Annotated in this window: 11 protein-coding genes; 1 reads left to right on the top strand and 10 read right to left on the bottom strand. The window is 60.6% G+C overall.

Features of this window, described 5'->3' with window-relative positions:
- Positions 1-186: 186 nt before the first annotated feature.
- The 9 genes from RNA01_RS21000 to RNA01_RS20960 all read right to left on the bottom strand — a co-directional run bounded on the left by RNA01_RS21000 (position 187) and on the right by RNA01_RS20960 (position 7,281).
- Complete coding sequence (locus RNA01_RS21000; protein ID WP_055971988.1) at positions 187-621, bottom strand: ProQ/FINO family protein; 435 nt, start codon at positions 619-621, stop codon at positions 187-189.
- Between the two features lie 138 nt (positions 622-759).
- The gene (locus tag RNA01_RS20995) at positions 760-1,359 is read right to left on the bottom strand and encodes a hypothetical protein (protein ID WP_055971830.1); all 600 of its coding nucleotides are present in this window, start codon (positions 1,357-1,359) and stop codon (positions 760-762) included.
- A gap of 410 nt (positions 1,360-1,769) precedes the next feature.
- A complete protein-coding gene (locus tag RNA01_RS20990) occupies positions 1,770-2,105 on the bottom strand; it encodes a hypothetical protein (protein ID WP_055971827.1) in 336 nt (111 codons plus the stop codon).
- The gene (locus RNA01_RS20985) at positions 2,102-2,992 is read right to left on the bottom strand and encodes a DUF7007 domain-containing protein (RefSeq protein ID WP_055971824.1); all 891 of its coding nucleotides are present in this window, start codon (positions 2,990-2,992) and stop codon (positions 2,102-2,104) included. The genes RNA01_RS20990 and RNA01_RS20985 overlap by 4 nt, the downstream gene beginning before the upstream one ends.
- On the bottom strand, positions 2,989-3,462 hold the full coding sequence (locus tag RNA01_RS20980) for a UCP036055 family protein (RefSeq protein ID WP_055971821.1): 474 nt from the start codon (positions 3,460-3,462) through the stop codon (positions 2,989-2,991). The genes RNA01_RS20985 and RNA01_RS20980 overlap by 4 nt, the downstream gene beginning before the upstream one ends.
- A 98-nt stretch (positions 3,463-3,560) precedes the next feature.
- Positions 3,561-4,034, bottom strand: coding sequence for a UCP036055 family protein (locus RNA01_RS20975; protein WP_055971819.1), 474 nt, complete (start codon positions 4,032-4,034; stop codon positions 3,561-3,563).
- Positions 4,035-4,125: 91 nt separating this feature from the next.
- Positions 4,126-5,916 (bottom strand): ParB/RepB/Spo0J family partition protein, encoded by a 1,791-nt coding sequence (locus RNA01_RS20970; protein ID WP_147182086.1) that lies wholly within the window; start codon positions 5,914-5,916, stop codon positions 4,126-4,128.
- Positions 5,917-6,601: 685 nt separating this feature from the next.
- Positions 6,602-7,027, bottom strand: coding sequence for a type II toxin-antitoxin system VapC family toxin (locus RNA01_RS20965; protein WP_055971813.1), 426 nt, complete (start codon positions 7,025-7,027; stop codon positions 6,602-6,604).
- Positions 7,027-7,281, bottom strand: coding sequence for a type II toxin-antitoxin system Phd/YefM family antitoxin (locus RNA01_RS20960; RefSeq protein ID WP_055971985.1), 255 nt, complete (start codon positions 7,279-7,281; stop codon positions 7,027-7,029). The genes RNA01_RS20965 and RNA01_RS20960 overlap by 1 nt, the downstream gene beginning before the upstream one ends.
- 268 nt (positions 7,282-7,549) lie before the next feature.
- Between RNA01_RS20960 and RNA01_RS20955 the strand changes: the two genes are divergently transcribed.
- Positions 7,550-8,287: an NYN domain-containing protein gene (locus tag RNA01_RS20955; protein WP_055971810.1), complete on the top strand. Its 738-nt coding sequence runs from the start codon at positions 7,550-7,552 to the stop codon at positions 8,285-8,287.
- A gap of 155 nt (positions 8,288-8,442) precedes the next feature.
- On the opposite strand, the gene RNA01_RS20950 is transcribed toward RNA01_RS20955, so the two are convergent.
- Positions 8,443-13,551 (bottom strand): helicase-like domain-containing protein, encoded by a 5,109-nt coding sequence (locus tag RNA01_RS20950; protein ID WP_055971807.1) that lies wholly within the window; start codon positions 13,549-13,551, stop codon positions 8,443-8,445.
- Positions 13,552-13,638: the final 87 nt, after the last annotated feature.

Raw genomic sequence — 13,638 nt, 5'->3', positions numbered from 1 at the left:
GGCGCAGCCGTTGCGGCTTGCCGCCGGCTCCTGCAGGACCGACAGCAAGGACGGGGCCGCATTGCAGCGATCGTTCAAAGCCGGTTGTGCATCGATGCGTTCACGGCGGGGGCGGCACCCACGACTGCCGTCAACCGAAGACCACAATAGGGTCGAGCGCTGTCAGCGTGACGGCGGTGGATGGGTTCAACCCTGTTGGGTACCGCTGATACCGGCAATATCGGCTTGCAATTTTCTTTCGCGGCGGATTTCCAACACGCGCCGTTGCGCCGCCATTCTGTCATCGGCACTGACCGGCGATGTCGGGCGCCCGGCAATATCGTGGCGCATCGCATCCGGCTGGGCGCAGGCCAGCAAGTAATTTTTTGCCGCCGCGTAGGCGGCGACAGCGCGGCGAAGACGGATCCTGGCGATTCCAGGCTGAAGTCGAGCACTGAATTGCTCGAAGATGCCGATCTCGAATGGCAAAACCGGATCAGTTTCCTTGTGCGGAAGGATTGCCGCAACATCGATCAGCAATTCGTTGATGGCAGCAGCTTTTTTGAGATCATTGGCACTGGCAGTAACCAGGCCTTGCGAGGTGGCCCAGGGCTTCAGTTCGGACGCCTGTTCGTTATTCATGTCATCCCCATCGATAACGCCGTCCATGGGATATAGTGACAAACTGCGACGGTTAAACGGCTGCACGGCGAAACTGGCCGAGGCGGCCACCGCTATAGGCACAAAAAAAGCGGGGCCGAAGCCCCGCCATCAAGCGGATCAGTCGAAAGCCGCCAACTGAGCGGCCGCAGCCTTGCGGTCGAGATTTTGTCCGGGATTTTCGACCGGGCGGTCGAACGGCTTCCAGCTTTCACCGACCACCTGTTCATAGGCTGCGACGGCACCTTCGGCCGCCATGCGCAGCGCGTGGGACTGTATGGCCATGTCCGCGGCAAACTCCCGTTTGCGCTGGGCGGCGCTGTCGTAACCGACCGGACCATCGAGGTCCTCGTCGCGGGCGTCATTGGCGGCTTTGGCCGTCGCATCGCGAGCTTCGGTGACGGCGCGGCTGTAAAACTGTCCCGCACCATGAGCGGACCCGACATAGGCGCCGACGACACGCTGGAGATGGATCTGCATCGCCCGCTCGCCCAGGCCCTCGGAAAGGCTGTCTGCGGTTTCGATGATCAGCCGCTCATGCAGGTCGCGGATGCCGTCGCTATCGACGACGGCGGTCCCGAAGCTTTCGGCGATCAGTAGCGCCTGCGCGGTATCGGGGCAAGTGAGCCGAACCATTTCGAGGGTGGCTCCCTTGCGGAGCTGGACGACGCGCGCCGACGGGCGGGGGGACTGACGGGAGGGGGTAGCGGGCTTTGCCATGAGGGTTTCCTTCTCGGGTTTTCCTCCGGGGACCCGAAGCGGCCCCTTGCCGCTCCGTCCCTCGGGTGCGGTCTGGAAAAGCCGGCGGAATGACGGTTGCTTCAGGGTCCGGGGCGGCCATGACGAGCGTCATCGGCCTGCGGCCAAGCGGGGTGCAGCCCCGCGCGGGACGCGGGATGGTGATGTGAGACAGGCTGTTCCGGCCGCCACGCGGCGCGATAGCGGCCTTGAAGCAGACGGCCGCCGGTTTAGACCGCAACACAACCGAGGGGCGGAGCGGCAAGAGGTTGAAGGCATCATCGGAAACGCGTGATGGGATACCCGCCCGACAATGAAGCGCCCTCACCGCAGTTGACAATCACCGTGTCAGCGCTCCTTGTCCCCGTCGCAGGACCGTCCCTGTGAGCCGCTCACGCAGCCCTGCGGCCGGCCTCTTCGCCAAGTTTTCGTCGCAGCGTGTCGATGGCCTGCTCCTGACGAGCCAGTTTGCCGGCGAGCCCATCGAGTTCAAGACGCCGTTCGAATTGAAGCCGATCGAGATGTGCCTGAAGAAGCATCCGGTCGTTTCGGCACCACCGCGTTCCGGACCGCTTGCGGGAGGGGTGTCTCGCCTTTGCCTTCTGTGTGATCGCAATGCGTTCGGCGCGGCCTGCGATCTGCCGATGAACGAGATCGAGGTGCCGGCGGGTCTCGCGATGCGCAGTCTCCATTCGCTTCAACAGCACGCGAGGATTGACGGGTTTCATCCGACCATCCTCCGCGCGTCCCAGCCCACGAAGCTCGACCGACCGTCGTAGAGTTGATGTCGGTCGGGATCGATGACGAAACCGAGTGGGCTTCGGGTGACATATTCGGGACTTGGCACAAGATAGCGCCGCTCCTCGGCAGAATGGTCGCGTTTCCCGCCGAGTGTGGCGATCACTTCGGTCATGCCAGGACGCGGGTCAGAGAGGATGGCGGAAATGACCACCCAATCGCCGGCATGCGCGTCATCGAAAAGCCTGCGGGCCTTTTCCCAGGATTGGCCAGGATCCAGCACGCAACCATGGATTGTTTCCCACGCGTCCGGCCAGCTATTGCGGATCGCGTCGCCGGCGACCCGGCGCTCGTAAGTGGTGAAGAGATCCGGGAAAGTCAGCGCGACGATCGCCCATTCGGCATCTTCTTCGTACCACGGGGTCTCCTTGCGAAGCGAAGGATGGATCCGCAGATTGCGTTCCATCGACAGGTGAAATCCGCCGTGGCCGGCCGTCATGTGTGAGGTTATGCCCTCGGCATAAACCGTCGCCATTTGCGAGGCGCCCCATGGGGTGCTGCAGGCGATCCTCGTTTCGACACGGGCAAAAGCTGCAAGCTCACGACGGTGCTCGGCCGTCTCGAACACCCGATCGCGGAATGCCGCCTCGTCGTCCAGCCGGCCTTCGTGACCGAAAAAGTCAGCGCGCGTCATCTCGGCAAGTGGCCGGGATACGCACCAGGCACTGGCAAGGAAGCCGCCGCCATCGACCAACGACAGCATCGCGAGGGTGATATCGCCGATCCGGGCGACCGGGAAATCATCAGCACTGCGCGCGAACTCGACCCCTGAATTTTTGGGGGTCATTGCATCATGGGAGTTGGCTGGCCTGCTCATGCCACCCTCCCCTCTATCCGGTCGGCGGCGACTTCATCCGCTGTGACCTCGCGCAACATCGTATTGGTGAAGCCACAGCTCCGTAGCCAGATCTCGGCATGGTCCCGATTGGCTGCAAGATGCAGGAGCTCAGCATCCTCGGCATCGCCATCGAAAATGCGGATGGAGCCGATCTGAGGCCGTTCGAGCACGGCGAAAGTCAACACGCAATCGACTGAAAATGTCCTGAAGTCGGGGCCGATGATGACACCGAGATCGTCGACACCGTCGGTGGTAACCTTGAAGCATGCGGGAATGCGAGACTGTGCCATGACAGCATGGCTGCGTTTACGCACCAGCCGTCCAACGGCATTGTCGCGTTTCCATCCCGCGAGTGTGTGAATTCTGTCCTCGGGAGGACGAGGCCTGCCGTCCGACCAGGAAATGACGGCGCCGACCGGCGCAAGGTCGAAGATCATGAGTGCGGACATCTATGTCCTCCTTCTCAATAGGGGAATTGAACACGAGAGCGCCGCCGGACAGGGCCCGGCGGCGGTAGATGACTTCGATGTACAAAGGGAATGGTGGCCTATGCGGCGGCCTTGTCCTCGGAGGGGCTTTCCTGGCTGCGCGTTACCTCTTCCAGCACGGCGTGCGGATGCCGGTGGCGGGTGAGCCATTCTTCCGCCGCAGGACGATCGTCAGCGATATGAACGAGCTCCGCGCCCTCGCCGGCGCGATCGAAGACCCGCACCGAACCGATCGCTGGCCGCTCGACGACAGAGAAACTCAGGGAGCAGGCTCCAATATCGAAGGTGCGATAGACGCGGAGTACGATGGTGCCGTTGCTGCCATGGTCACCTTCATGGATGGTGAAGCAGTCAGGCGCGGTGTAGCTGCCCCGGGTCTGGCTGGGCTGCTTGCGGATCAGGCGGCCGGAGCTGTTTCTGGTCTTCCAGGCAGCGAGCTTTTTCTTGTGACGCTCCGGCGGCTTGGGCGTTCCATCAGACCAGGAAACGATGGAGCCGATCGGAACGAGCGTGAAAACGAGAGACGCGGACATGCGATTTCTCCTGAAGATTTGAGGATCTGTAAACGAAACCGCCGCTGGTGATAGGCCGGCGGCGGAAACGATCTTGATGAGAGCACCGCCCCTATTCGGCGGCGATGCCGTAGGCACTGTCTTCGTCGTCGGACTCCGGAGTGTGCGATCCGTCGTCCGTGTCAGCCGGATCCTCGCCCGGTTCATCATCGCCGGCTTCGGACGGGTCGCTGTCAGCCACCTCGGTTTCAGCCTCGGCATCCTCGGAGACGGCAATCTCCTCCTCGTCACTGCCCGAGCCGTCGTCATCGGCGTCGATGACCTCGCCACGCTTGATCAGATCTGCCACGTCGCCGGCCTCCGGCGCGAAGAGAGCCGAAGCGTGCACGAAATGGCCGTCCTGGTAGTGGTCGACCAGCGCAGCGCGGGTTTCCCTCACCTTCTGGCGCGGAACGACCGAAGCGTCCTTGCAGGATGCTTCCAGCGCCTGGCGCGACAAGCAAAGCAGGAAGTCTCCGGTTCCCATATTCGGCAGATAGCCATCCGCCCCGATGGCATCGCCCGCAATCCGGGAGATGACGCCGCTGTTCGACATGCCACGGCGGCATGACAGCACCTCAACCAATGTCGAGCGGGCAACGACCCGCAATGTGTCGAGATCGAAGGACAGCTTGCCATTCTCGTCGATCAGGCGAACGACATGACGGGCGAAACGCTTCTGGCCGAAGACAGTGTCACCCGCGCCGGAATCGACGCGTACGTTGGTCCCGGCAAAGGCCAGGACGAGCAGAGCAAGCAATGTATCGTCCTCAATCGGCGCGCGACCGAGCGCCTCATGCAGGGCGTCCGTGCGGAAATCACCGACCATGTCGAGACCCTTCTGGGTGACATCCGGGCGCGGCTTTGCCCCGACGATCGTGTCGTCGGCCTCGCCGGCACCGCCCGCCGTCGCACCACCGGCGCCCTTCGGCTTCTTCACCTCGGGGAGACGATAGTGGACCGTCTGCACTTTCCCGTCACGATCGAGATACATGCCTGCATGGTCCGATTTCTGTGGCTTACCGTAGACACGCTCTGCCTTCTTCGGCAGTTCGGGCTGTCCCCAGGAATTGACCTCGACGATGGCACCGCGCTTGGGCAGGTTGGCGGTCATCCATTCGTGCTGAGCACCGAGGAAACCTTCAACGTTGGCTGTGTAACGCGTGTCCTCGTCAGCGGGAGCGAAGAGGTCTTCGACCCATTCGACACCATAGGCGGCCGCAAGATCGTCGCCGAAGCTCGCATCCTTGGCGTACATGCGCTTCTTGGCGAGCGCATTGGAGATCTGGTGCCAGGATGCCCGCTCGCCCTTCTTCGGCTTGTTGGCCTTCCAGACCTGCTTCTGTTCTTCGACGCTGGCGGCTGCGATCGTGCGAAGCTGCTGCTCGGACGGCATGTCGCCGAGCGCCATCTGATCGAGCATCGCAGGCAACACATTCGCAAGCAGCCTGAGCTTGCGGACCTGCCGTACCTGCAAAGTGAGCGCCAGCGCGATCGCTTCCTCGGTCCAGCCGAGAGCGACGAGGCGTTCGACGCCGCGCCATTGGTCGACAGGGTTGAGCGGCTCGCGTGCCGTGTTTTCCACCATGGAGCGCATCGCACCATTGTCGTTTGCCGCCTCATCGACGAGAACCTGAATTTCCTCGAGGCCTGCGGCGATTGCCTGGCGCACGCGGCGATGGCCGGCATCGATGATATAGCCGTTGCCACCATCCTTCTCGGGTTCGACGACCGGTGGCTGGATAATGCCGACGGCCTTGATGGTGGCCAGAAGAAGCGCATCGGCTTGTGCCGATGATTTCGACTGACGGGTCTTGTCGGGATTGTCTTTCAGCCCGCGTGGATCGAGCGTGACAAGATACATGGGTTTCTCCTTGACCGGATGCGGAGCGGCCCTTTGCCACTCCTGTTCGCGTCTTCTTTTTTCCGAAGACACCTTCCGGCCCGCGGGGCGGCCGGACCGGCGCAACTGCGGCCGAGCGTCCCTGCGGCGAAGGACAAGCGGGGCCGACGGCCTTGCGAAGGACGAGTTGCCGGGATGCGGCAGGCGGCAGTTGAGCGCAAGCGTCGGCGGGAGGACCGATCTGCGACCGGTTCTTCTTCCCCCTTTTCTTCCTCCCTATTCATTTTGCGCCCACGGATCGAAAGGGACAGGGCGATGCCACCTCTTGCGAGGAGCGCGACAGCGGAGTTGAGCGGAAGACAAAAAAAATGGGCCCTCGGAAACCGCGGCCCATGAAGTGTGGAGATTTTGAACCTCCAGAGGGGAACAGCTGATGCGACGGAACTGGGAGGTGACCGTCCAAATGCATCAGCTGTGTGCTCTATGGCTAGTTTCTGAGCAGACAGAAACTATTTATTGTGCAATGCAGCCATGCGAATGCTGCACCGCCTTTATGAATGGACCCAATTGCCGAGCACAGTTCCGCTGAGCACATGCCCGGAAACGGGTTGGAATTCTGTTGTCCGGATGCTGCTTTGCCCGAAGATTGAGCGCTTTCGCGGTTTCGTCGCGATGTCTTGGGCGAACGAAGTCTACCACACCGCTGCTACGTGAAGGGATCCCACGGATTGACAAGTTTCACGCCCATACCCGCAAAATCCTTGATGTTGCGCGTGACGAGTGTCATGCGCCGGGTGAGCGCCGTCGCGGCGATATAGGCATCGTTGATCGGCTTGGGGTCAGGCACATGCCATTCGGCTGCCTGCAAGGCCGCCGCCTCGTCAAGGGGAAGAATGCGACCCGAGAACGCTGTGATAACCGTGTTGTCCAGCCAGTTGCGCAATACCTTCCCGGCGGCGCTATCATTGTGTTCCACCAACCGCACGCCGATCTCAAGCTCATGCAGCACGACGGAAGAAATGAACGTTTCGTCCGGATCTACGGTTTCATTCCAGACCACGACATTGGGATGTGCCTTGCCGCTCACAATCTTGCGCAGTTCGGAGACAACATTCGTATCGAGCAACAGCATCAGGTCAGGTCAACTGCCTGCGCTCGTTCCGTCCGCGGCGAAAGTGGCAAGTCAATTTCGCCCGCACCCGGTGCGGCCAGCATGTCGCCAAGCGTCCGCATTTTTCCGGTCAGCCGTTTATATTCGTCGAACGACAAGAGGACATGCGCTGGCCGTCCTCTGTCGGTGATAATGACTGGACCCTCGTTGGCCGCGCGTTTTGCACGGCCAAGATCGTGATTGAGTTCCCGGCCTGAAAGCGTGGTGACCGTCATGACAATCCTCCAAAATATCGTGGTTACGTAACTACATTTAGCTCGCATCACCTTAAATTGCAAGATAAGCCACGCCAGCTGGCGCATAGAATGCGGGAACGAAATCCTCGCGTACTGGTATATTGCGCTCCCGTTTGTCGGATGCGCAACCCTCGCCAATCACTTAGACGGGCCACCGCGTGTGAAGAAAAAACAACGCGCTTGCCACACGCCACCCACTCGTTGATGCTGGATTCCCGTCAATTGTGATAGGCAGGATGCTTTAAGCATGGCAGAATCCCGTTCGCCGCGGCTTGCGGTACTTATCGACGCTGACAACGCGTCTGCGAAAATCGTTGATGGCCTGTTTGAAGAAATTGCCAAGATCGGCGAAGCGAGTGTTCGACGCATCTATGGCGACTTCGCCAATGCCCGTTCAAAGGCGTGGACCGACGTTCTCGCAAGACACGCAATCATTCCCCAGCAGCAGTTCGCCTACACGGCCGGCAAGAATGCTTCCGATATCACGCTTGTCATCGACGCGATGGACCTGCTGCATAGTGGTCGCTTCGACGGTTTTTGCCTGGTATCTTCCGACAGCGATTTCACCCGCCTCGCCTCTCGCATCCGTGAACAAGGCATCGACGTCTTCGGTTTTGGAGAGCAGAAGACGCCTGAAAGTTTCAGGCAGGCCTGCCGGCGTTTCATCTATACCGAAAATCTGTTGCCCGTGGCTGCCGCGAACGGGACAGATGCGGTACAGGTGACAGCCTCCCTCCAGCCCCCGACAGCCGCCACGCCCATCATCAGGAAGGTCATCGCCCAGATGGAGAGCGAGGATGGATGGGTACCGCTTGGCGCCGTCGGCAATCAACTTGCAAATCTCGCTTCGGATTTTGACCCGCGAACTTATGGGTTTCGCAAGCTGAGCGATCTCGTGAGGAAAACGAACGCCTTCGATCTGGAGTATGCAGAGGGCCGCCCGCTGCGAATCCGGGTGAAGCAAAAATCAGGAAAAAAGAACTGATAGAACTTGTGTGCCGCGTGTGAGACTTAGTCGGAATATACAAATTATTTGACTATTTTGCAAATGCCAGCGGTTCTGCGTGCGTGAACAGCCAAGGACAGGCGTCAAACACGATTTGTCCCCCACGATCAGCGGGGGACAAGAGATGGAAGCGATCAGGCTGCCTGTTCAACACCTTGGCTGTCCTCACGCATCGAGGCGGCCAAGGCCTCATCGACATCGCTTAACTGGCGACGCTTCAAAGCAAGCTCTTCAGCGAAGGCGAAACTCCCGCCCTCACGTGTGCGATATGAAACGAGCCGTCGGCGAGCGTCTTCGAGGCGATGGCGATAACGATCACGCTCCTCCTCGAACCCATCGAGCGCATGTTCGAGGCGAGAGATCGCCCCGAGCGGTGTCACCGTCACGGCCAGATCGACCTCGTAGTCCGCACCGGTGCGCTGCAGCAACGTCGCATAACGATAGCCCTCGGCTTTTCCAAACCGTTCCCCCTCATAGACGAGATCGAACCCGCCGATCGATGCGAGATGAACCTCGCCGTGCTGGCGAAGCTGTACGAGCGTCAGGATTTCCCGCATCAGCGCCCGACCGGCGTCCTTGCGTTCATCTTGGACCTCACCGAGAACTGTCATGGTGAAGGAATCCGCTGCGGTCGGAATAGACCGCTTCAAGTCCTCACCGATCTCACCAATCCGGCGGGTCGCGGTTTCGATGTCACGCTCGGCGTCACGGATCTGGCGTCGAACAGCATATTGATCGTCGTCGTGCGCGGCGCGCAACCGTTCGAGCCGGGCGATATCGGCTTCCAGACCTGCCTTTTGCATGAGCCTCTCGTCACCGCTGGCGATCGCTTTCGCCATCGCGAACTGGTTGGCCTGGCCCTCGCCCAGATCCTCAAGCCTGCGGATCGAGGTGTCGCCGCTCAACGCGGCAGCGATGAACCTCGCCTTGCGCTCATTGTTCTGCCACATCGACGCATCAAGGCTGCCCTCCGTCGCGTAGGCGAAAATATCGACCTCGTCATGCTGGTTGCCCTGTCGCACGATCCGGCCCTCGCGCTGTTCGATCTGGGAAGGGAGCCACGGCACATCGAGGTGATGCAAGGCTTTCAGGCGTAACTGCGCGTTGACACCTGTTCCCATTGTCTCGGAGGATCCGAGGAGGAAGCGTACCCTGCCGGCACGCACGTCGCCGAACAAGCGTTGTTTCGCCTCGGTCTTCTTGTAGTCCTGCATATAAGCGATTTCGGAAGCGGGCACGCCGAGGCGGATCAGTTCATCACGTATCCAGCGGTAGGCCGAGAAGCGGCGTGTCTTCTCGACATTTATGGTCCCCAGATCGGAAAAGATCATCTGGGCCGCACCCGGCAGATCGTAGTCCTTGCCATCCGGGCGGCTATAGATGCTTTCACCTGTCTCCTGCCAGATCCGGAAAGCGTTGCGGACGAGCATGTTGAGTTTGTTTTCGTCCTCGTTGTCGTTCGCCGGCATGACCAGACGAAGATCGATTGCCGCATGGCGACCATCGGTGATCACCGACAAGAGAATGTCGTCACCGGGCTGCGCCGGTCCCTCTCGCATCTCGATTGCCTTGATACGCGCTTCGAGGATTTGCTGATACATCTTGAAGGCAGGCGTCGGCTTAGCGGTGACGATCTGGCGGCGGCCCGTCGAAATCGCCGGCACCCTGACATATTCGCGAAGATCGTCGGGCATCACGACGTCGGCGAAGGCGCGGAACATGGCGATCAGTTCCGGCACATTCACGAAGCTCGCAAAGCGGCTGACAGGGCGGTACTTGCCGGACGGCTGGATCTCCAGTTCCGTTGACGTATCGCCGAAGCAACTCGCCCAGGCATCGAATTCATGCAAGCCACGTTCGGCAAGCGCCTCATGTCCAAGCAGCCGCTGGATCGAGAACATCTCGCCGAGTGTATTCGTAATAGGCGTCCCCGATGCCAGAACGAGGGCTCGACCCGGATTTCGTGTTTCAATGTAACGCGATTTCACATAGAGATCCCAGGCGCGTTGCGATCCGTTCGGATCGATGCCTTTCAACGTCGACATGTTGGTCGCGAACGAAAGCTTGCGGAACTCCTGGGCTTCATCAACGACGATCTGGTCGACGCCAATTTCAGAAATCGTCAAGAGGTCGTCCTTGCGCGTCGACAGCGCCTCCAGGCGCTCTTGCAATCCCTCCTTCAACCGTTCCAGCCGCTTGCGTGAGACACGGTCCTCACTGTCGACCCGGGTTAGCAGCTCCTCATAAAGCTCCAGCTCGTCGTGGATCATGCCTTGTTCGAAAGCTGAGGGAACACCGATGAATTTGAAGGCCGAATGGGTGATGATGATCGCATCCCAGGTCGCGGTCGCGGCGCGCGATAAGAATCTCGCCCGCTTGTCCTTGCTGAAGTTGGTCTCGTCCGCGACCAGAATGTTGGCGGATGGATAGAGCGCAAGAAACTCACGCGCGGCCTGAGCCAGGCAATGGCCTGGCACGACCTGCATGGCTTTGGCGATCAATCCGAGACGCTTTTGCTCCATGATGGCGGCGGCCATCGTCATGGTTTTCCCCGCACCGACGGCATGCGCGAGATAGGTGGAGCCGGCGGAAATGATGCGCCATATGCCACGCTTCTGGTGCGAATAGAGGTGGAAGGCCGCGCTGGCGCCGGGCAGTTTCAGATGCGAGCCGTCAAAGACCCGAGGCGCGATGTTGTTGAAGCGGTCGTTGTAAATTCTGGCCAGCCGGTCGGTGCGACCCGGATCGATCCAGACCCACTTCTGAAATGCCTCCTTGATCTTTTGGAGTTTGTCGCGTGCGGCTTCGGTGTCGACCACATTCAGGATGCGCCGTTCGCCACCGATATCCTTGATCACGTCGAAGATCTGCGGCACGCGGGAGTTCAGGGCATCGGCGAGTAGTTCGCCGGCATCGCGCCGGCTGGTCCCCCATTCGGACGTACCTGCGGCACTGTATCCGAGCTGGCGCGCCTCGACCGTCCAGCTTCCCAGTTCCGGCATGTGATGGATACGGATGTCGGCACCCATCAACTCGTTGACAAAATCCACGACGTCGGCTGCGGGGATCCAGGGCGCGCCTAGGCGGGCGGTAATGTCGGAAGGCCGAAGATCAGCCGGCTGGACAGCCTGCAATGCTCGGACATTCCGCGCGAAAGCTGGATCGAGCGCCGCGGCGGCCTCCGCTTCTGTCAGTCTGGTGCGAACCGGACCAGAGAGATAGGCGTCAGAGGTCTGCCAGGAGCCGTCTGCGGGATTTTGGAAGATTGCCTCCCCGAGGTCTTCGATCACCTCCTCGGCGGACATGTGCAACAGTTCGGCGATGTGCTCGAGGTCGACACGTCCGCGTTCGTTAAGCACAACAGCCAGCGCATCGCCAGCGCTGGTGATGACAGGTGCGACCGGTGGCGCTATCACCCGTTCAGAGAAGATCGGACCGGGCTTTGCCGTGTCGGTGTCGAGGTCGTAGTCCTCAATTGACGCGACCAACCAGCAATCGGGATCGTCCCTGAACGGCGCGAGGTTCGGCTGGCGATGGCTCTCACGCATCTCACCGGTCTGTTCGTCCTCGCTGATTGAGACCGTGGTATGATTGATCGGGCCGAACTCCCGAACAAAGGCACCCCAGGCGATGCGTAACCGGACCTGAAGATCCCGCCAGGGTCGATCCTGCTCCTGGGCCTTCAGCACCTCACGAACGGCATCGCGGATCGGCAGGAGCTTGCGAATGATTCGGGCATGCTTTTCGGGGATACCGTCGCTGCTGCGACCCTTGCGGATGCCGATCGGAACGGGGGAACCGTCAATCAACTGCATGAGGTTATGCTGGCCGTCGAGGAAAAAGCTGCCTTCGCGGACTTTGGCGTTATCGGGCTTCAGGTCGACGATCTCGGCGAGCTCTTCTTCCAGATCGAGATCGATGATGCTCGGCTCGCCATCATAGAGATGTTCGGGAAGCAGAGAGATCGCGGCCTTCAGCAGAATCTCAAGGTCCTCGCCGGGACGCGGCTGGCATGTATAGGTTTCGCCAAACGGGCCGGAGGTGAGGGCATGGTCACCGAGCACAAAGACGGGATGTCTGGCGAACCAGCGATTGACACGGATCGCGCCTTCATCGGCGGTGGCTGGCCGGATTTCGTCAACGTCGAGCCAGGTGACATCGCCTTCGGGCTCACCGGCCTTGCGTTTGCGGAAGAACAGGATGTCGACCACGACATCGGTACCTGCAGCCGCGCGGAACGCGCGTTCCGGCAGGCGAATGGCAGCGACAAGGTTGGCCGATTTCGCAATATGCTCACGGGCCGTCGTATCGGCCTTGTCCATCGTGCCGTGGGAGGTGACGAAAGCGGCGAGAGCGCCTGGCTTCAGCAGATCGATCGATCTTGCGATGAAATAGTCATGCAATCTGAGACCGAGACCGCGATAGTTACGATCGGAGCGGACAGTTCGATCAGAAAACGGCGGATTGCCGATGGCGAGATCGTAGATCACCCCGAGATCGGTGCGGGCAAAATCACCATTAACGATCCGGGCCTTCGGCTGGAGGAGACGGACAATCCGGGCGGTGACCGGATCAAGCTCGATGCCGGTGACATAGCTGGATGCCCGGAAGGCCTGCGGCATCAATGCAGGGAAAAGACCGGTACCGATGCCGGGTTCAAGAACGCGGCCGCCGCGCCATCCCAGACGTTGAAGACCTGCCCACATCGCACGGATGATGAACTCCGGTGTGAAGTGGGCGTACTGCGTGCAACGCGCCAGCGAGGCGTAGTCCGTCTCGGAAACCACACTTTCCAGCGAACCGCCAAGGTCGTCCCAGCCATCCCTGAATTCGACCTCGCCGGGGCGACGGAACATGCCGCTCGCCAGTTCGGAGGCTCCGAAACCGGTAAAACGGATCAGGCGCTTCTGGTGTTCGCGCGTGACCGGAACGTCGAGCTTCTCGATCTCGTTGGCGGAGAGGATGGCGGCGACATTGATCCGGGCGCGCTCCTTCCAGCTTTTCGGAAGGTCGCGATCATCGTCATCAAGATAGAAGTTGAAACGATCGCCCATCTTGCCTGGCAAGGGTGGTTTGGCCGCAACAACCGGTAACGGGACGACATGCGCTTCAGGCGCGGTAGCTGTGTTTTCATGCGCTGCCGGTCCGGGGGCAAATTCTTCAGTCGTGCCAAGGCCAAAACCAAGCCCGGAAGAGAGCGCAGTATTGCCGAACATATCGAGGGAAAAGGGATCGTTGGACATCGGATGAATGCTCCTGAAAAAAGACGAGCGTCATCGACCGGATGAACCGGCGTGGCGCTCGCGTGGAAGGGGGAAGGTTGTGGTTGC

The sequence above is a fragment of the Paenirhizobium naphthalenivorans genome (assembly GCF_007992095.1).
Classification (GTDB): Bacteria; Pseudomonadota; Alphaproteobacteria; order Rhizobiales; family Rhizobiaceae; genus Allorhizobium; species Allorhizobium naphthalenivorans.
Note: the sequence above shows the minus strand (reverse complement) of the source record. Positions and strands in the feature narration are given on the sequence as shown.